The organism is Pedobacter sp. WC2501 (genome assembly GCF_052682415.1).
On sequence record NZ_JBQZFI010000001.1, the window covers coordinates 4,232,309 to 4,251,842 of the forward strand.

Here is a 19,534-nt window from a genome sequence, read left to right on the forward strand (position 1 = left end):
TGAAAAGAAAAGGGCAAACAAATTAATGCTTACCCTTTTCAAATCTAAATTAACGCTCTCGCGACGAAAGTATAAATTCTTCATAAACCCGTTTGTAACAAATTTATTTAATCAAACGTTAATGCATGATGATTTGCGCCCGTCGAAGGTTATCGGTAGTCTGCAAAATTTTATCCCTTAATTTTGGATTGTAAGCAGGATGTGATTTTAAGAAATCTTGCACTATGGCATTTGCTTCTTTGTTATTGTAACCCGAGAAGGTAGCCGCTAACCACGATTGCGGAAAAAATATATCTCCAGTTTGCTGTATTTCTACTAATAAACCTAAGCTTTCTTTCAAATAATGAATAGATGTTTTTTGCCTAATGGGGTGATGCAAATAAGATAAAGCCGTAGTTACCCAAGCTTCTTTCTGTCGGTTTTTCCGGTCTTTTAAACCATTAAAAAAACGATCTCTTTCCTTAACATTTAAAGATAATGCGGGCATTAAATAAATTAGTCGGTTTTTACGGTCTTCATTTTTGGTCCGTTCCAGCTGATCTTTTAAGATCGTGTTAGCCGTATCTGTTTTAAGCGCCAACGTTAAAGCTAACGCACTATAATCATCTTCTAACAATTTGATTCCAGTTGGCGCAGTTTGCTTGAGCCAGATATTATACATTCTTTTTCCAGCTTCGGCACTCAGATATACATTTTGGTAAGCATTGAACAAAATTTTCTTGTTGTTTTGCATTTGCTGTTGCTTCATTGCTTCCCAAATTGTTTTTTCCATCACCGCATGAATACCCGTTCGTTTTTCGTCAGCTAAAAATGTCCAGTAAATATTGGTCATATACCCTGTGATCAACCTTAGGTTCATCTCATTCTTTTCCGTAGCTATACCTTTAAGCAATACATTTAAAAGCTCCTCAGGTTTATCACTTTTGCCCGATAGCATATTTTCATACGCATTGATATAGGCCGATGCACGTTCTAAAGGATCAGTAATATTATAAAGATTTGCCATCATCTCTTTCTCCATCGGGAAAAGACCATATCCCGCACCGTTTGCATTAAACAAAATATACAGCGGCTTCGGAAGACCTTTTGCTTCATTTAAAACAGTTTGTGCATTCATTGCATTTACTACCAAGAACTTACTATAGGTTGGATAAACCAGCTTAATCGTAAAAGATTGTGGCCACACCCGAGCCTGCCCCATTTCACTGTTCTGACTTAAGCTTAAGTTACTTATTTTATCGCCACTGTATTTAATATCATAACTAAAAACCGGCCGGCCAGGTTCATTTACCCAAACTTTATTCCAACTCAGCAGATCACTTTTACTATATTTACTTAAAATGGCAATCAAATCGTTCCAGGTGGCGTTGCCATAACTGTATTTTTTCAGGTATTCCCTGATCCCTTTTTGAAAGTTCTCTTTGCCCATTAACAGCTCTAATTGACGCATCATAATTGGTGCTTTATGGTAAATAATATTTCCATACATCGATCCAGCTTCTTGTAAGTTATCCAATTGCTGGCGAATAGGATTAGCGCCCAATGTCCTGTCTACGCCGTAAGCTGCCGGATAATGATCTTGTAAAAATTTAAGATCAAAAGTGTTTTTGCCCATTAACTTTTCAGTTACCTTATCGGCCATAAAATTGGCAAAAACCTCTTTCATCCAAACATCATTAAACCACTTCATGGTCACCAGATCGCCAAACCACATATGCGCCGTTTCGTGCGAAATTAGATTTGAACGCGAAATGAACTGATCTTTGGTTGCGCCCTGATCTAAAAACAATGCAGATGCTTTATATTGCACCTCACCAGGGTGCTCCATACCACCAAACTGGAAATCAGGAATGCTGACAAAACCTATTTTCTGAAAGGGATATTTAATCGCAGTCCAATTTTCCAAAAAATCGATGGCATCGCGATGGGCTATAAAAACAGAATCTACACTGAGTTTAATTTTAGCTGAATCGGTTTCCCTGTGCAGAAATTCCATATCACGGTCTTTCATTTTCTGATTAACAAGCGTGTATTTCCCTGCAGTAAAAGAGAATAAATAGGTGGGTAATTTATCCGAATGATTAAAATGATAGGTGATCGCATTAGCTTGAACCACAGAATCTTTTTTAACGGCATTAGCCATTACTTTCCAATTGGTTGGAACAGTTAATGAGAGTAAAAATTTAGCCTTTAAATCGGGCTGGTCAAAGCAAGGAAATACCGTTCTCGCATGATCAGGAACAAAGAGTGCATATAAAAAATCTTTATTTCTGTTTAGCGATTCGTTACCGGCAATAAATTCGATTTCAATATGGTTATTCCCAATCTTTAAATATGCTTGCTTGATTAAGATGTGTTCCGCTTTAAAATCGACAGGTACGGTTTTTCCATTAACCGATACTTTTTTGATATGGTCTGCATCTTGCTTAAACTCGATTTGCAGGTAAATTAACTTATTCAACTTAAAATCAATATTTTCAGTTGACTGAATTGACTCTATTTGTGCTGCCGGTATAGTAAAATGAAGCTGATACTGAATATTACTTATCGCGGCACTTCTGGAGTTTGCCAGGGCAAGAGAAACACCAGGTTCAACAGCAACAGCCTGTGTGGCCTGCTGCGCGAAACAGGTAGAATTCAATAGTAAGAAAAGGCAAAGGTATTTCGTAATTGTAGTCATGTAAATAAAGATTTATTCTCCGTTCATCATCTGTAAAATGGTTCCGTAACTCATCCAAACCATGATTAATACCACAGCTAAACCTGTTAGTGTTAACCAAAGTGGTTGTTTATAATTTGCGATAATTTTAGTTCTATAGGCCGCAATAAGCATAATCCCCAATGCAATGGGTAAAATAAAACCATTAATAGCGCCTACAGTAAGCAATATTTTTACGGGTTTACCGATCAGGATAAAAATAACACAGGATATGGATATAAAGGCAATGATAATCTCTCTGTTAAACTTTAAGATCAGTGGGTGAAAACTTTTAATAAAAGAGATGGAGGTATATGCCGAGCCCACAACAGAAGAAATTCCCGCAGCCCAGATCACTACACCAAAAATTTTATATCCTATTTCGCCGCTGGCCAATTTAAAAACCGAGGCGGCCGGATTGGATGGATCTAAGGTAAAACCTTTACTTACTACACCCAAAGCAGCAATAAATAATAATAAGCGCATGATAGATGCCAGTCCGATGGCACTTAATGCACCTTTATTTACGGCGCCTAAATTTTGGATTCCGGTTTGCCTGGCATCTAATAAGCGATGAGCGCCCGAAAAAGTAATATAACCACCAACGGTTCCACCGACAATGGTTAATACGGCGGTAAAACTAAACTGTGTAGGGTTTACAGCCCTTAATGCCGCTTCTGCCAATGGTGGCGAACTGGTGTAGGCAATAATTAAGGCCAGTACAATTTTTATCAGCCCCATGGTTTTGGCGAAAACATCCATTGCTTTGCCCGCTTCTTTGTAAATAAAGATCCCTATTGCCATAATAGCGCTGATTACAGCGCCCTGCCCTACACTAATGCCAAATAACACATTTAATCCTAAGCCAGCACCAGCAATATTACCAATGTTAAAAGCCAAACCACCTAAAAAAACCAGAAATGAAATAAAGTAACCCAAGCCCGGAAAAACCTTATTGGCTATATCCTGAGCAGGTTTATCAGCAACCGCAATAATCCGCCAAACGTTTAACTGTGCGATGGCATCTAATATGATGGATAGCAATATGACAAAGGCAAAACTAGCGCCTAGTTGTTGGGTAAAAACTGCTGTTTGTGTTAAAAATCCAGGACCAATGGCCGAAGAAGCCATTAAAAAAGCTGCCCCTAAAAGTACACTCCAATTGTATTTTGGCTTCATATTGCTGGGGCTTTAATTACGATACCTTCTTTTTGTAATCGTTCAGCTATTAATTTAGCAAAAGCAACAGCGTGTTCACCATCGCCATGCAAACAAACCGTTTCTGCTCTTACGGCGATACGATTTCCGTTTATACTCTTTACTTCCTGCTTTAACGCAAATCCCAAAACCTGATTTACAGCATCTTCTTCGTTAGTAATTAAAGCGTTGTTTGCTGAGCGTGGAGTAAGTAAACCATCATCCTGATAACTACGGTCGGCAAAAACTTCTGATGCGGTAACTATGCCTGCTTTTTCAGCTTCAGCTATCATCTTACTTCCTGCCAAGGCATATAAGATCAAACCTGGATCGAAATCGTAAACAGCCTGCACAATCGCTTTTGCTAAAGTGGTATCTTTTGCAGCCATATTATATAGTGCACCATGCGCTTTAACATGATGTAATTTACCACCTGCAGCTTTTACAAAAGCACTTAATGCACCAATTTGATATAAAGTAAGCTGATAGGCTTCATTTGGGCTGATCTTCATTTCTCTACGACCAAAGCCTTGCAAATCGGGCAAACCAGGGTGCGCACCAATGGCTACTCCTTTTTTTAAGGCTAAAGCTACAGTTCGCTGCATTACAGCCGGATCGCCGGCATGAAAACCGCAGGCAATATTTGCCGATGAAATATAATCCATTAGTTTTTCATCATTGGGCATGGCATAATTTCCGAATGCTTCTCCCATGTCGCAATTAAGATCGATCATTTTCATGTTTTGATATATTTAAGGCTTATTGCAGTAGTAATTAATGATAAATCGTGTTCACGTTCCAGGTAAAGTTCTTCTGCCTCATCGCTCGAAATTTCAGAAAAATGAATGGTGTCACCGGGTTTTAACTGGGCACATAAAGGCAAATCGACCGCAGCAACATGGGCAACGCGGGGATAACCGCCAGTTGTTTGACAGTCGGCCATGAGTATAATCAAGTCGCCACTTCCGGTGACCTGGATAATCCCGGGAGTTACTGCTGTACTGAGCAATTCCTTTTTAACCTTCCTCACTAATGGTTTTCCAGATAAATGATACCCCATGCGATTACTCCTTCTATCGACGGTATAAAAATTGGTTAAAAATGAAATAATGGATATTGCATCTAACCAGCCGATTTCATTGCCCAACACAACTCTAATGTTTTGCCTTTTCTCTGGCAATAAACTTTCGCGCGAAATGCGCCAATTTGGATAGGTTAACGACCTATGAATTAATTTGTCTAATATCTCTTTTGATACTTCGCTAATAGTGGTATCACCGATCAAAACATCTGCTTTTTGCAATGCTCTTCCCTTAAAGCCACCAAAAGCAGCAGCAAGAAATGTACTTTTACTTTCCATTAGATCTGGCACATTCCATCCACCGGCAACAGCCAGATAGGTACGCACACCAATTGCATTATGGATCAGCTTTATAACGGAACCAGCCGAAAAAAACAATGGCTTTTCTGCAGGCATTACTTGATCATTATAAACCAGGAAAGCTCCATCACCGGAATAAGCTACTAAAATATCAGTTTCAGCTTTAAACGAAGCATCGGCATAGGTAAATTCTATGGTCGCATTATCATCATTGTTACCAACTGCTTTATTGGCTAAACGGTGAGCCAACTCATCCATAGCGCCAGAAACAGGTACAGCCTGCGAGAGGTATCGGTACCTGCCCAGATCCTGAATAGTACTTAACAAACCCGGCTTAATGATGCTGATTTTCATACTCATATTTCAGCATACGCATTAAACTCATCTATACCAATGGATTTAAAAGTAAGCAGGTCACCTCCCTTTAAAAGTGATGGTTGCGAACGGTTTACCTCAAATATCTTTAATGGTGTTTTTCCAATAATCTGCCAGCCTCCGGGTGTTTCCATTGGATAAATACCGGTTTGATTGCCTGCAATACCTACTGATCCTGCTGGTATTTTAGCATCAGGAACTTCTTTCCTGGGGGTTGATATTCTGGTATCCATCCCGCCCATATAAGCGAAACCTGGCACAAAACCGATCATAAAAACAGTGTATTCACCAGCCGTATGGATATCGATTACCTCAGTTTCGGTAAGGTTATTGGTGTGGGCTACTATTGAAAGATCCTGACCAAAATTGCCGCCATAACATACCGGAATAACCAGTTTATTAGCCATTACTTTCGATTTTTCTCTTTTTATTTGTGCAATTTTATTTAAATGAGTGGATACTTTTTCAAAACAAACCTCTCCCGGGAGATCTGATAACATCACACTTAACGGATCAAAGAAAACAGTTAAGGTAGTGTAAGCCGGGACAGTAGTAATAAAACCAGAAAAAGGATTTTGCAACAGCAATTGATTAAAATCAGTAATCAAACGTAACAAATCGTTATCGATAGCCGCTCCGAACGTTATTGTAACCGATTTTTCGCTCAACCCGTAAATTTTTAAGGGCATATTTGTCCCAAAATACCCTAACTGGTCATTCATACAAAAACAGTAAGGTTTAATAATAAATATTCATCATCATACGGGACTGACAGCTATACTGCCGCTATAAAAATGAATATATATTCTTAAAATAACAAAGATTTTGACAATAGGATAAAAAAAGCAGGAATATCAGCATGAAATCACTAAATCACTGATAAAATATAAATCTAATTTTTAGACGCTTCAAGGCCTTTTATCAATTTCCATAACTCATCCTGCTCTTCGGCTTCTAATTCGATCATACCATTAAACATTTCAAAAATTTCATCACGGAGGTTAGAACGCATTAAAAGATCGATCAGGCGTACAATGGTTTTTTTCTGATCGGTATTCAAACTACTAAACAGTTTAGGCTCCACTTCATATAATGCCTTAATTAAACTAACCAACTCAGGCTTCCTTAATTCTTGCTCTCTTTCGCTGGCATAAACAGGAAAAATCTCATCCTCTTCGTAAGTTTCAATCAGGCGGTTGGCATATTCTTTTAAAAAAGGTTTACGTTTACTTTTAAGATATTCCGTTAATGCTTTAATCAAAAACCTATATTCGGCCGAAGATTTAGCTGCACCAAATATGGCCACCTGTCCTTCATTTTCGAAACTCTTAAAATCGAAATCACGAAAAAAATCACTATCAATATAAACACTATGAAAATAATCGTCGCTCTTTTTATTTAAGGTGGTGTAATCTTTATATATTTCTTCTCCACTGGTTAAGAAATAGTATTTAGAGAGTTCTTTGTGCAGATTTTCTTTCCAATGAACATATTTAATCTTAAAATTAACGGCAGTATCGGGATAAAAAAGATTAAACTCTTCTACAGTTTTAATATTGCTGCTAAAATCCAATGCTTCGCCATTTACAATAATGGAGTAATTTTTGTGTTTATTCAATTCAATAAACCAACAGAATTCGTTTATCAAAAAAGGAATCACTGTTCCTTCTATATCTTGTTGACTGATCTTCAAATTAGTAAATGAAACGGTTGTTCCGGTTTCACCAGTATTGCCAGGAACGCTGGAAAAATCGTGGCTGTAACTATTTAAACCACCAGTATTAATTCGTATCTCGCCAGAACAAAATCCTTTTTCTGATTGGTAAGTGGTTTGCCAAACGGCATTATGCGCAAAGGTAAAAAAGGTAAGTCTCCCTACCCCATTACGGCCATGCATTTTCGAGGTGTGCTTTGGTGCTACAATCTGAATAGATTTTTCAGATTCGAAAAACGGATCGAATTTTTGTTGTAAGCGATCAAAATTAATTCCATAACCATTATCAGCAATAGTTAACTGCTCCAAAAGGCCAAGCGCATTGGCTACATAATCTACACGGATGGTATTCGCATTGGCATCAAAACCATTCCAAATATATTCCCCAATAGCCTGCTTTTCATTATAGTTCTTAAGTACCTTTTGTATTCCTTTTGAAGTGATATTAACGTTTACCGACATGATTGCTAAATTAATTAGCAAATATATCATTATATTTTAATCATTCCAGGTGTTAATCATAACGATTGATATACACCACACTAATTGGCTTGATTTATCGCTTTGCATCATGCTATCAGCCAGAAGTTTATCGTTAAATATCCCGCTGACTAAAATGTCTGCGAAGTTTTTCTTCTTCGAGATCCAGCAGCTCTAATTGTTCCCTGATCAACTCATCATTAATCTGCTCTTTTTTATTTAGCCCTTTTAACAAAATACGCTGTTCAGACATAATATCTTCCAATGCAATGCGGTAATCGTGATAAAAGTCTTCGGACCGTGAAATGTTTTCTTCTTTTTCCCAATCCCTCAATAATTCCATCTCAGCCTCGATCCGGATTTTAATTGACCTGATCATATCGTTATGTTCTAAAGCATCATGATATTTTTCGTCAAGAATTTTTAGTGATAACATGGATAATTTTTTCCTCACCATCTGTTTCTGCTGTTCAAAAGGAATGGTATAATCCGGATCAGGCATATCCACCCATTTAATAAGTGCTGGCAATGTTAAACCCTGTAAAACTAAGGTTACCAGGATTACACTAAATGTAATGAACAAAATCAGGTTGCGCTGAGGGAAAGCTTCGCCAGATTTCAAAGCTACTGGAATAGAAAGTGCTGCAGCCAGAGAAACTACACCGCGCATACCTGCCCAGCCAAAAAGTAATGGTGCCTTCCAGCTTGGATTCGGATCAGCCGTTGTAATGTACCGGCTAATGAAACGCGTAAAATACAAAGCGCCGTAGGTGCTGGCCAATCGCACCAGAATGAGTACCAAACAAATAATAGCGCTGTAACGGATAGCAGGCAAAAGGCCATTTTCTCCTAAACCATTGATAATAACGGGAAATTCTAAACCGATCAGTAAAAAAACGAAACCATTAAGTACAAAGGCTACAGCTTCCCAAACATTAATACTTTGCAACCGGCTTCGATGGGTAAGGATTTGATCTCTACGGGCTGAAAGAAATAAACCTCCACTTACCACAGCCAATACGCCAGAAAAATGAAATTCCTCTGCAGTCATGTACATTGCGTAAGGCGTTAAAAAAGTAAGGATAATATCGATATTGGTGGTGGTTGGCAACCATCTGTGCAAAGCATAAAAAATCAGGGCTACCGCAATCCCAATCAAAATCCCCATTACAATAACCACTACAAAATTGCCGGCAGCTTTGCTAAAGACAAAACTTCCCGTCATTACTGCAGCCAATGCAAACCTAAATACAACCAAACTGGACGCATCATTCAATAAACTTTCGCCCTCTAAAATAGTAGTGAGCCTTTTAGGTACTTTAACATTTTTGAGTATGGCCGATGCAGATACCGCATCTGGCGGTGAAATGATACCACCTAATAAAAAGCCCAGGGCGAGGGTAAAGCCCGGAATTAAACTACGGGAAATTAAGGCAACAACTGTTGAAGTAAAAATAACAATGGGAAAAGCAAAACTACTGATTACCCTACGCCACTTCCAAAAATCTTTCCATGAGGTATTCCAGGCCGCTTCGTACAATAAAGGAGGTAAAAAGATTACAAAAATGAGTTCTGGTTCTATTTCAATATCTTGAAGGATCGGCAAAAAACTCAGGGCTAAACCTGCAATGACCAATAAAATGGGATAAGCAATACGGATTTTTTGCGCCAGCATTACCACGAAAAGAATTACTGCAAGCAAAAAAGCGTATTGTATAATCAGTTGATGCATATTATTTAGGCTTGGTCTAAAATACAAATTTGAAGCGAATGCCAAACCATTAAGATTACATAGGAAAACCCTTTGAGATGGAAGCCATTACTCAAAGAGTTCTAATACTTTTATCAAAGAAGCCCGGCAACATTAATGATTTAAACTCAACCAAAAAGATCGCTGCTCAGGTAGCGATCTCCCCGATCGCAGGCAATAAAAACGATGGTTCCTTGATCTAGTTCACCAGCAAGCTTCAAAGCTGCTGCACAGGCACCGCCCGAACTCATGCCCGCAAATAAACCTTCTTCTTTGGCCATCCTCCTCGACATCATTGTAGCTTCTTCCTGCGCAATGTCCATCACACGGTCAACACGTTCCGGTTCGAATATTTTTGGAAGGTATTCTGTTGGCCATCTTCTAATTCCTGGAATAGAAGAACCTTCAGTAGGTTGACAGCCCACAATCTGAATATCATTATTTTTTTCCTTGAAAAATCTCGAACAGCCCATAATGGTTCCTGTTGTTCCCATAGAACTTACAAAATGTGTGATCTGCCCTTCGGTATCTCTCCATATTTCTGGTCCGGTTGTTTTATAATGCGCCAGGTAATTATCTGGATTTGCAAATTGATTTAATAAAAAATACCCTTTTGAAGCACCTTTTTCTTCCGCATAATCCCTGCATGCTTCAATACTTTCCAACAATGTTACTTTTGCACCAAAGGCTTCCATCGTTACCTTACGTTCACGTGTAGAATTGGCTGGCATAACCAGTTCAATTTCTAAGTTATATAAACTTGCAATCATGGCCAGTGCAATTCCTGTGTTACCACTTGTGGCCTCCACCAGTTTAGTTCCGGGGGCTATATCACCACGTTCTATTGCACTTCTGATCATATTGAGCGACGCCCTGTCTTTAACACTACCGCCTGGATTATTTCCTTCTAATTTGGCAAATACCTTTACAGCCGGGTTAATATTCAGCTTTTGAAGTTCAGCCATTGGCGTATTTCCAATCAGGTCGATTATTCCTGCCATATTTTATTATATTAATTGGTTTCTTTATGGTTTCTAATGGTAATTATTGGCGAATGATAAGCAGTAGAAAAAGCAGGGATACTTTCGGTAAGCCATACGTTCCCACCAATGATACTATCATGCCCAATGATGGTTTCTCCTCCCAATATGGTTGCCCCCGAATAGATTACCACCCTATCTTCTACCGTTGGGTGGCGCTTGCTGCCCGCCAACGTTTTTTTAACACTCAAAGCACCAAGTGTTACCCCTTGATAAAGTTTGACGTAACGGCCTATTGTACTGGTTTCTCCGATAACAATCCCAGTTCCATGGTCGATATGGAAGTATTCGCCAATACTGGCTGCTGGATGGATATCGATACCTGTTTTAGAATGGGCATATTCCGTAAGAATTCTCGGAACCAGTGGTATACCGAAATTATAAAGCATATGGGCAATTCTGTAGAAACAGATGGCATAAAACCCCGGATAAGTTCTGATTACCTCAAACCTGCTTTGTGCCGCCGGATCGCCTTCATAAATGGCTAGGATATCGGTATTCAATACACGGTAAAGCGATGACAGTTCTGCAAAAAACTGACCCGCTGCATTTTTGCACTCGCTGTTCCTTAATTTACAACTTGCCGAAATAATATCATAAAGTTCAAGTTCTAAAGTAGAAACCTGCTCTTTAACTTCCTCAACCGTTGAAAAGGCTTTAGCAGCATTTTCTGGAAAAAGTACCTGGATCAGTTTTTCGGCCCATTTCGATATTACTTCATTCGGTGGTATATTGTGCTGCTCAAGTGGGTTTTTAAATATTTGTTCAAAAAAATGGTTATCCATAACTGGTGGTCAAACCTGGCCGATCTGCTCATCGACTAGATATATAGATTTAATCGCTAATGTAGGTTTTGTTTTTTTAAACCAAAACAACTCGTCGAGTTTTATTATAAAAATTGCCGGGAAATAACAAAAAAAGTCCATAGTCGGAAGTCGATTAGCCTGGAGTTGAGAGAAAATTAAACCTTCTTCGGTTTGTCACCTTGAAGGATAGTTTATGGTATAAAAATCAATATAAATGGACAGGAGAATTTTTAACGAGCTGTAGACTGTGAGGAATCGTCATTGCGAGAAGGCTTTTTCAGCCGACAGCCTGCCCCGATTTTCGGGGAAGCAATCTTACAACGATCGCTACTAGCATGCGCATTAAGATTATTCATTTTTGCAGTTGTTTTTAAAGGTATTCATGAGTAACTTCGTTCGGTTATCTTTGCTCCTCGCAATTGACGATTTTTCTATTGGTGTCTGTCAATGGTAGACGTTAGAATCTTTCAAATACATCGGAGGTTGATGACAGTATAAAGGGCGTCATTTCGACCGCAGTGGAGAAATCTTTTAGCATAGTTCAAAGATTTCTCCATTTCGCTGCGCTCCAGTCGAAATGACGGCGATTTTTTAAATCTGTCGATGGTAACGGAGTCGAAGGGCTGAGAGATAATTTGGTGTAGATTGATTTGAACAATAAATGTGAGTGACAGCAATTAATTTACGCTTAAAAATCACTACAGTTATCTTCATTTCGAGCGGGGTACAACGGAAGGCTCTGCGAAGCTAAATCTATCTGGATAGATCTCTCCACTTCGCGTTGCTGCGGTCAAGATGACAGCCTTTCTACAGCAGAGCAATGAACTAATGACTGGTGAACCAATGACCAATGAACTAACGATTACTCCTTTAAGGAATAAGGATAAGCCAGTTTCTCAAAACCAGACCGGTTTGGCAATGTTACCAATACATGTTGATAACTGTAGAAACGACTGTAAAAGAATTAGATAAGATTTATATCGGTGAGGAGATCACTTTTGATAAAAAATCTGGCCTGGTATACCGCATCGCTATTTTTAAGTCGGTGAGTATTTCCAGTTATATCTTTCAGTTGGTTCACGGGGAAATTATTATTATCCGCAGGAATTGTTATTAGCAGCAACCCCAAATTAAAATAGCATTTCCGATCGATATACTACCGGAAATGCTATTACTTACTATTTATTATTTCTTCTGTTCAGATAAAAAAGAAACTAAAGAAGCCAGTTCTTCGTATGATAATGAATTGGCAAGGCCTTCCGGCATCATCGAAGTTTCCATTTCTTTCCTTGATAGGATATCACCCGCTTTAATGGTGAAAACCTCACCTGCAATATTACGAACAACTACCTTGGCAGCTGTTTCTTCTGTAATAAAGCCCATATACGTACGGTCGCCTTTGGCTGTAATCATTACCGAAGCAAATCCCTGAGAAATTGAAGCATTAGGTTTTAATATTGATTCTGCAATCTGCTCACGGTTCATAATAGAGCCAATCTGTCCCATAAAAGGACCTTTCATTTTCTCGCTTTTGCTTAAACTATGACAGGCAATACAGCCTTGACTATTGAAAATATTCTTTCCTTTTAACGGGTCGCCTTGTAATTTATTTATAGCCAATAATACATCTTCTATAGATGATTTACCTACCTGACCTTTTTTGTTTTTGATTTTATCCAAATCAATTTTTGGTTCCTCAGCCGCCACTACCTTTTCTTCTTCGGCAAATTCAGGGATATCCATCCTTTGGCGTGCATTTAAATCAACGTAAAATTGTTTTCCATGTGCTCCAGCTTTTGTAGCTTCTTCTTTAAGGAATTTCTCAATAATTGGAGAACCTTCCCATGAAACGGCTTTAAAGTATGGCCCATGAGAGTCAGGACGTGTACCCCACCACCAGGAAGCATCGTAGGCAATCTCTTTTTTATATAAACGGCCTAAGGTAACCAGGATTTGTTGTTTTAATTTTTCATCTGTTGATTGTTTGTAGTTTTCGATCAGTCCGTTAACAGCTTTTTCGGTATGTATATAACGTAAGGCCCAAAGCGCAAGGGTAGAATTTTCAGTTTTAACTGCAGCAAGCAAAGCATCGACAGCTTGAAGATCAACTAAAGCACGCACAGCTAAGTGAGGCAAAATAATAGCTGAATTTGGTGTTGCATGAGGTCCTTCAGTACCTTTGGCAGGTGCCGCAAATGAAGCTGGCACCTTGGTTTGTAAAAGCACATTGGCAACCTCTGCCCTGCCCAAACGGTTTAAACCAATAATCGAAGCCACCTGAACACGCGGTGAAACATCCTTTAATCCTTCTAAAAATGGTTCAACAGGTACTTTGTCTATATAGGATTTGCGATCAGCAAGTGCTTTTAAAGCAAATTCCTTAAGTGCTTTGTCTTTGGTAAATTCAACTAAAGTTGCGATACCACTTTCTTTGGTCAGCTGTGCATAGGTATGCATACCGGCTATACGCACATCAAGCGCTAAACTTTGATCGGAAGCCACTTTTAAAGCCGCTGCAATAGCTTGTTTATTGTTGCGCAAAATCAATTCCTGTGAGGCAGTTAAACGGGCTACTGCACTATTCGATTTAATTAACCCGGTTAATTTTTTAATTGAAGCTTTTTTAACATCAGGAAAAGCTTTGTATGTCCAGTTGTTGGGTACTGCACGAACAACATAGCCTTTATTTGGGCTACCAGAATAACCTGCACCATCCCAGGCTGATAAATATAGTCTTCCTGAACCATCTACATCAAGATCTGTAATTTGAGGTAGCTTAATAAACTCTTCGTCTTTCTGTGTAAAGGTTGGCCCATCAGCGGTCACTCTGTGAATATAAAGCATGCTTCTGCCCCAATCGGCCATCATTGGTACATGGTTATATTGTTCAGGCCAGTTCGGTTCATCCATAAACAATGCTCCGGTACCCGATCCTCCACCCAAATCAGCAAGTGCTGGAATAATTTCGTCGGTAAAATTCTGAAATAAAACGGGATAACCATACTCGCCAGATTGTATGTGGTGCGAGAAACGAACATTCCAACCACCACCATCGTTGGTATTTTCCCTGGTAAAAACATTCATGTAAGGATCGATAGCTACATCATAAACATTACGTGTTCCATGTGTATATACTTCCATTTCAGTTCCGTCAGGGCGGACACGTAAAATACCACCACCCAACATCGTTAATTTTTTGCCTGAACGGTCAACCGCATCATGGAATCCAAAATCACCTACAGAAATATAAATCCATCCATCAATACCCATTCTTATACCATTGGTGGCATGGTCGGTGCCACGTTCACGGATATATTTGGCATTACTGATATGCTCAATAAGCGGTTTTTCGGGGCCATCTGCCTTTCCATCACCATCTTTATCTTCGAAAACAACTAAATTCATGCCCGTAGCCTGTTTTGTTTCTTTCGAAAAAGTGGTATGCAATACATAAACCTGGCTACCTTGAACAATAATACCCCGGGGATTATCCACTTCGGCAAAATCTATATGTTCATCCATTTTACCATCGTTATCCTTATCTATCAATTTAAGGATATGGCCTTTACCAGGATCTTTACCTAAAGAGCCCATCATATCAACACCAACATATACTTCTCCTGTTGGCGCTACAGCTAAACACGCTGGGCTAGGTGTAATATCGGGTCCAGCAAAATTGGTGATTGTTAATTCGGGGGGCGATACGCGTTGTATCTCTGGTTCACTAAAAAAGTTTTTTAATCCAAAAAAAACTAGCGTAAAAGAAATTAAGCTTAAAGAAAATTTAATCATTTGTGTGTTATTGTTTCTGGTCGGTTTCTCGGTAAACTTACAAAAAAATATAAATTCTCTTGTGCCACAATTTTGTGCATTTTAAGTTAATTATCAACCATTTGACACTTTTACTTACTGACCTCTAAACTTATTTACTTCATTTTAAAGTAAAACAACTTCACAAACGTTATCCTGGTAAAGATCCACATTAATTTAAAGCGACAGTTCAAGTTAATTACAATGGGCAACTAAATAAGCTTCAAACAGCTATAATTATGCATAACAACAAGTAAAACATAAATTAATGAAGAAAAAACACGATATAAATAAGGTAAAAAACCACTTCCATCAGAATCAGGTAAATTATTTCGTAAAACACTTGCTCCAAAGTGGATATTTTATTATATTTACTAAATCCAATAATCATTAAATCAGTATGTTATGAAAAATATTTTTTATTTCTTCCTGACGGCCCTGATCTCCTCCATTGCGTTGCTAACTACAAGGGATTCATTTGAGCCCGAATTGGTTTATAGCACAGTGGTGTTAATATGGATGCTGTACATCTGGTACCATATTTATGCTGCTAATAATAAGAGGAATTACAGCGAGTAGCCTGCATCTTAATTAAGTCGAATTCTCCAATTGAATATAATTTGGAGCCCAGATATTACTGACCAATGCTTTATGGTCATTTGTATTTTATTAATGTGTCCAGTATCGTCCCATTGTCTGTAAAAGAACTAATTCATTGTCTTGTCAAGACATTCATAATTATTAATGTGATTGTCAGGAAGCATCACTGTTAATTTACTATCTTCGCCGAAAACTAAAACACAGTAGTTTACGTTTATAACTAAGTCTGGCCAATTGGCCAGGTTATACATTAAGCTTAATGAACTTGGAGCATCGACCTCGTACATGGGGTAGATTAGCGCACAAGATCATGAAATTAAAAGCAAAATTCCCATGTTTAGCAGGGAATACATTTTACTCGGAAGTTCGTCGCAGAGTAAACAACGACTTTAAAGAAAACAACAGAAGTATTAACGCCAATGTGCTGATGTGGTTTAAAGCCTTTCTTTTCCTTAGCATATTTCTGGTACTTTACTTTTCCATACTCCTTTTAAACTTGCATATCGCTATACTTTTGGGACTAACCGTTTTACTTGGCGCAACTTGTGCATTTATTGGTTTTAATATCTGCCACGACGCTATCCATGGATCGTTTTCGAGTTCTAAACGCATCAATTCATTTTTTAGTTTTCTTTTTAATATGGTTGGGGCTAGTCCGTATGTATGGAACATTACGCACAATGTAGTGCACCATACCTATACCAATATTCCCGGTCATGATGAAGATATTGAAGTGGCACCGGGTTTAATACGAATCTGCGCAGAGGATGAGTTAAAGCCCCATCAACGATTCCAGCAGTGGTATGCCTTTCCGCTCTATAGCCTGGCTTCGCTTTCCTGGGTGTTTCGTAAAGATTATAAAAAGTTTTTTCAAAAAAGTGTGGGTGCCTGCCAGAACAAGCATCCGAAGATCGAATACTTTAATCTCTTTTTCTATAAGTTTCTTTACTATTTTATTTTTATTGGTTTACCGATACTGATTATGCCGCTTGCCTGGTGGCAGATTGCAATTGGCTTCGTGGTGTTACACATGGCACAAGGATTAACCATGGGACTTGTTTTTCAACTGGCTCATGTAGTGGAAGGAACAACTTTTCCTACAACCAATGCAGCAGGCAATATGGAAGAGGCCTGGGCCGAACACCAAATGCGTACTACAGCAAATTTTGCAACGCAATCACCCATCTCAGCATTTTTTCTTGGTGGATTAAACCGACAGATCGAGCACCACCTTTTCCCTAAAATATGCCATGTACATTATGGACGAATCTCCATCATTGTAAAACAAACCGCTCTGGAATTTGGATTACCTTATCATGAAAATACCACTTTCCTTTCGGCACTCCGCTCCCATTACCGCATTTTAAAAAAAATGGGACGACCTGAAACAATTTAGTGGCTATTAATTAAGGACGATCATCCAAACTTAATTTTCTTATCCTTGGGCAATATGCATTCAAGACCGATGAACTAGTGAACCTAAAGCTGATAACATAAACTTAATATACAATCCATTCTTCAAGAGGTAGATCTTTTTATCTTTAACGATATGTACTGGTACGAAGAAGAAGTTAAACAATTGGAAAGGGCGCATCGCTTGGATCGGGAGCATCCAGGGGTTGTTTTTTATGGCAGTTCATCTATCAGATTGTGGAATAGTCTCGAAGATGATTTTGATTACATGAAAGTAACCAATTTAGCCTTTGGCGGCTCTACATTAGCAGCATGCGTATGGTTTTTTGAGCGGATTATGATAGACTACAGGCCGAAGGCACTTGTGGTATATGCAGGTGATAATGATCTTGGCGATGGCAGAAACCCTGAAGAAATATTTATCTTTTTCCAGCAGTTAATGGTTAAAGTGAACCAGCGGTTTGGCATATTGCCCTGTTATTTTATTTCCTTAAAACCCAGTCTTACCCGTTGGCAAATGGCCGATCAGTTTAGATACACCAATAACCTCATCGAAAGCGAAATTATTAAACTCAATAGCCATTGGAAATTTATTGATGTGTTTAAGAAAATGCTTAACAAAGATGGTCTGCCAAACCCTGCACTTTACGATCATGACGGACTGCATCTGAGTGAAGAAGGTTATCGTTTATGGGCCGCTATTGTTAAAGAGAAATTAGGTTAATCATTACGCTCAATTAATATCCTGATAACATTGATGCCTTAATTTTCCACAAAAGAATTAACGCGATGAACAGGGAATATCATAAATGGTTCAGCCATAATCTTCAACGGGATATGGAGTTGCTGATTTTCGGCCATGCCGGAAGGGCGGTTATCTTTTTCCCCACCCGTATGGCCAGGTTTTACGATTACGAAAACTGGGGAATCATAGCTTCGCTGAGTCACCAGATCGAAAATGGAGAACTCCAGGTTTACTGTGTGGACAGTATAGATGGAGAAAGCTTTTATAACGATGAAGTATTTCCATCGGTACGGATAGACAGGCATTTACAATATGAAAAATATATTCTCGAAGAAGTATTACCGCTTATCTATCAGAAAAATGATGGCAATTACGTAGCAACTGCTGGCTGTAGCATGGGCGCTTACCATGCTATAAACCTGGCGATGAAATACCCCTGGTTATTTAAAAAAGCAGTCGGCATAAGTGGAAGATATGACCTTACAGACAATATCGGCGATTTCAGAGACCTGCTGAACGGGTTTCACAACGATAAGGTTTATTTTAATATGCCAACGCAGTATATCGCTAACCTTAACGATGATAAATTACTATCTGCAGTTAGAGAGATGGAAATAATTCTGGCTGTAGGTGAAACTGATCCTTTTTTAAGCGGAAACCAGCATCTTAGCAGTTTATTGTGGGAAAAAGGTGTACCCAACCAATTTCATACCTGGGAGAGTAATGCACACCGCCCCCACTTCTGGCGAAAAATGGCACCTATGTATATTTAAATTATCGCATTACATAAGCGCCGCATCTTATTTCACTGCTAAATTAAAATATTGTTTAATGTGGAGTGTATCTACAGGTTTTTTAGATTTTTCGTCAGCAAGAACAATATGAGCATCAAGTAACCATTTTTCTGCTGATGTATTAACGTTAGCTACTTTAATTCCTTTAACCGTACCTGCAATTGGAGTTAAGTTAATATAATCACATGAAGCACAAGAAAACAGATGTTTTACTTTTCCGGCCAGAATATCAGCATCAGTTAATAAAAATTTATCATCCTGCATAGGTGCTTGAATATAAACTCGCGTGGTGCTGAAGCTATTGCTCTTTGTGGCCAAAAAAATCCGGTATTGACCAGTTGTAAGTGCCGCCTGCTGATCGGCCATTGCTGCATAATTAACATACTCAAACAGGCAGCTTCCTTCGGTACAGGGAGTTAGATTTTGTGTATCAATGGTAAAATCCATTGGGTTATCAGTTTTCTTTTTGCAAGCGCTCAAGGTGCTTAATGCAATTAAAAAGGTAACAATTACTTTAAAAGCGTTTTTCATAATTTGATTTTCTATGAATACGGTACAAATTGAGGATACGCTACAGCCCGGGCATTATTTTTATTAAATAAATACATAAGAAAGAATACTATTAAATACACCTGATAATTTTATCCAAAAAACTGACTATTCAAAAGACTTTATTTAATATTGGTTGAACAAGAAAATATTAAGTTTGCACATAAACAGATTAAATCTAC

The 19,534-nt window shown here is 38.5% G+C and carries 16 protein-coding genes; 5 read left to right on the forward strand and 11 right to left on the reverse strand.

Features of this window, described 5'->3' with window-relative positions; all coding sequences use genetic code 11:
- Window positions 1-118 precede the first annotated feature (118 nt).
- From ACUN24_RS17890 to epsC, 9 genes are all read right to left on the reverse strand, one after another.
- Entirely contained in the window at window positions 119-2,680 is a 2,562-nt protein-coding gene (locus ACUN24_RS17890; protein ID WP_445563737.1) for a M1 family metallopeptidase, read from the reverse strand.
- 12 nt (window positions 2,681-2,692) lie between these two features.
- A complete protein-coding gene (locus ACUN24_RS17895; RefSeq protein WP_445563738.1) occupies window positions 2,693-3,877 on the reverse strand; it encodes an NRAMP family divalent metal transporter in 1,185 nt (394 codons plus the stop codon).
- Window positions 3,874-4,629 (reverse strand): 5-oxoprolinase subunit PxpA, encoded by a 756-nt coding sequence (locus ACUN24_RS17900; protein WP_445563739.1) that lies wholly within the window; start codon window positions 4,627-4,629, stop codon window positions 3,874-3,876. The genes ACUN24_RS17895 and ACUN24_RS17900 overlap by 4 nt, the downstream gene beginning before the upstream one ends.
- Window positions 4,630-4,631: 2 nt before the next feature.
- Window positions 4,632-5,630, reverse strand: coding sequence for a 5-oxoprolinase subunit C family protein (locus ACUN24_RS17905; RefSeq protein WP_445563740.1), 999 nt, complete (start codon window positions 5,628-5,630; stop codon window positions 4,632-4,634).
- Window positions 5,631-5,632: 2 nt separating this feature from the next.
- Window positions 5,633-6,373 carry a 5-oxoprolinase subunit PxpB gene (pxpB, locus tag ACUN24_RS17910; RefSeq protein WP_445563741.1) on the reverse strand — a complete coding sequence of 247 codons (741 nt, stop codon included), beginning with the start codon at window positions 6,371-6,373 and terminating at the stop codon, window positions 5,633-5,635.
- Window positions 6,374-6,543: 170 nt separating this feature from the next.
- Window positions 6,544-7,827: an ATP-binding protein gene (locus ACUN24_RS17915; protein ID WP_445563742.1), complete on the reverse strand. Its 1,284-nt coding sequence runs from the start codon at window positions 7,825-7,827 to the stop codon at window positions 6,544-6,546.
- A gap of 133 nt (window positions 7,828-7,960) precedes the next feature.
- On the reverse strand, window positions 7,961-9,577 hold the full coding sequence (locus ACUN24_RS17920) for a Na+/H+ antiporter (protein ID WP_445563743.1): 1,617 nt from the start codon (window positions 9,575-9,577) through the stop codon (window positions 7,961-7,963).
- A 146-nt stretch (window positions 9,578-9,723) separates the two neighbouring features.
- Window positions 9,724-10,596 (reverse strand): cysteine synthase CysM, encoded by an 873-nt coding sequence (gene cysM / locus ACUN24_RS17925; RefSeq protein ID WP_445563744.1) that lies wholly within the window; start codon window positions 10,594-10,596, stop codon window positions 9,724-9,726.
- An 11-nt stretch (window positions 10,597-10,607) separates the two neighbouring features.
- Complete coding sequence (gene epsC, locus ACUN24_RS17930) at window positions 10,608-11,420, reverse strand: serine O-acetyltransferase EpsC (protein WP_445563745.1); 813 nt, start codon at window positions 11,418-11,420, stop codon at window positions 10,608-10,610.
- Window positions 11,421-12,372: 952 nt separating this feature from the next.
- Between epsC and ACUN24_RS17935 the strand changes: the two genes are divergently transcribed.
- Window positions 12,373-12,558: a hypothetical protein gene (locus ACUN24_RS17935; protein WP_121284921.1), complete on the forward strand. Its 186-nt coding sequence runs from the start codon at window positions 12,373-12,375 to the stop codon at window positions 12,556-12,558.
- Window positions 12,559-12,626: 68 nt separating this feature from the next.
- Here the strand turns inward: ACUN24_RS17935 and ACUN24_RS17940 are convergent, their stop codons facing one another.
- On the reverse strand, window positions 12,627-15,233 hold the full coding sequence (locus tag ACUN24_RS17940; RefSeq protein WP_445563746.1) for a DUF7133 domain-containing protein: 2,607 nt from the start codon (window positions 15,231-15,233) through the stop codon (window positions 12,627-12,629).
- A gap of 423 nt (window positions 15,234-15,656) precedes the next feature.
- Here ACUN24_RS17940 and ACUN24_RS17945 point away from each other — a divergent pair, with 423 nt between their 5' ends.
- From ACUN24_RS17945 to ACUN24_RS17960, 4 genes are all read left to right on the forward strand, one after another.
- Window positions 15,657-15,830 carry a hypothetical protein gene (locus ACUN24_RS17945; protein WP_445563747.1) on the forward strand — a complete coding sequence of 58 codons (174 nt, stop codon included), beginning with the start codon at window positions 15,657-15,659 and terminating at the stop codon, window positions 15,828-15,830.
- 331 nt (window positions 15,831-16,161) lie between these two features.
- Window positions 16,162-17,247: a fatty acid desaturase family protein gene (locus ACUN24_RS17950; protein WP_445563748.1), complete on the forward strand. Its 1,086-nt coding sequence runs from the start codon at window positions 16,162-16,164 to the stop codon at window positions 17,245-17,247.
- Window positions 17,248-17,400: 153 nt separating this feature from the next.
- Window positions 17,401-17,988: a GDSL-type esterase/lipase family protein gene (locus ACUN24_RS17955; protein ID WP_445563749.1), complete on the forward strand. Its 588-nt coding sequence runs from the start codon at window positions 17,401-17,403 to the stop codon at window positions 17,986-17,988.
- Window positions 17,989-18,053: 65 nt separating this feature from the next.
- On the forward strand, window positions 18,054-18,782 hold the full coding sequence (locus ACUN24_RS17960; protein ID WP_445563750.1) for an esterase family protein: 729 nt from the start codon (window positions 18,054-18,056) through the stop codon (window positions 18,780-18,782).
- Between the two features lie 27 nt (window positions 18,783-18,809).
- Here ACUN24_RS17960 and ACUN24_RS17965 read toward each other — a convergent pair whose 3' ends face one another.
- Window positions 18,810-19,250, reverse strand: coding sequence for a hypothetical protein (locus ACUN24_RS17965; protein WP_445563751.1), 441 nt, complete (start codon window positions 19,248-19,250; stop codon window positions 18,810-18,812).
- Between the last annotated feature and the right edge of the window lie 284 nt (window positions 19,251-19,534).

Coding starts and splice junctions, on each gene's coding strand:
- ACUN24_RS17890 (WP_445563737.1), bottom strand. CDS start 2,680: ATGACTACAATTACGAAATACCTTTGCCTTTTCTTACTATTGAATTCT.
- ACUN24_RS17895 (WP_445563738.1), bottom strand. CDS start 3,877: ATGAAGCCAAAATACAATTGGAGTGTACTTTTAGGGGCAGCTTTTTTA.
- ACUN24_RS17900 (WP_445563739.1), bottom strand. CDS start 4,629: ATGATCGATCTTAATTGCGACATGGGAGAAGCATTCGGAAATTATGCC.
- ACUN24_RS17905 (WP_445563740.1), bottom strand. CDS start 5,630: ATGAAAATCAGCATCATTAAGCCGGGTTTGTTAAGTACTATTCAGGAT.
- pxpB (WP_445563741.1), bottom strand. CDS start 6,373: ATGAATGACCAGTTAGGGTATTTTGGGACAAATATGCCCTTAAAAATT.
- ACUN24_RS17915 (WP_445563742.1), bottom strand. CDS start 7,827: ATGTCGGTAAACGTTAATATCACTTCAAAAGGAATACAAAAGGTACTT.
- ACUN24_RS17920 (WP_445563743.1), bottom strand. CDS start 9,577: ATGCATCAACTGATTATACAATACGCTTTTTTGCTTGCAGTAATTCTT.
- cysM (WP_445563744.1), bottom strand. CDS start 10,596: ATGGCAGGAATAATCGACCTGATTGGAAATACGCCAATGGCTGAACTT.
- epsC (WP_445563745.1), bottom strand. CDS start 11,420: ATGGATAACCATTTTTTTGAACAAATATTTAAAAACCCACTTGAGCAG.
- ACUN24_RS17935 (WP_121284921.1), top strand. CDS start 12,373: ATGTTGATAACTGTAGAAACGACTGTAAAAGAATTAGATAAGATTTAT.
- ACUN24_RS17940 (WP_445563746.1), bottom strand. CDS start 15,233: ATGATTAAATTTTCTTTAAGCTTAATTTCTTTTACGCTAGTTTTTTTT.
- ACUN24_RS17945 (WP_445563747.1), top strand. CDS start 15,657: ATGAAAAATATTTTTTATTTCTTCCTGACGGCCCTGATCTCCTCCATT.
- ACUN24_RS17950 (WP_445563748.1), top strand. CDS start 16,162: ATGAAATTAAAAGCAAAATTCCCATGTTTAGCAGGGAATACATTTTAC.
- ACUN24_RS17955 (WP_445563749.1), top strand. CDS start 17,401: ATGTACTGGTACGAAGAAGAAGTTAAACAATTGGAAAGGGCGCATCGC.
- ACUN24_RS17960 (WP_445563750.1), top strand. CDS start 18,054: ATGAACAGGGAATATCATAAATGGTTCAGCCATAATCTTCAACGGGAT.
- ACUN24_RS17965 (WP_445563751.1), bottom strand. CDS start 19,250: ATGGATTTTACCATTGATACACAAAATCTAACTCCCTGTACCGAAGGA.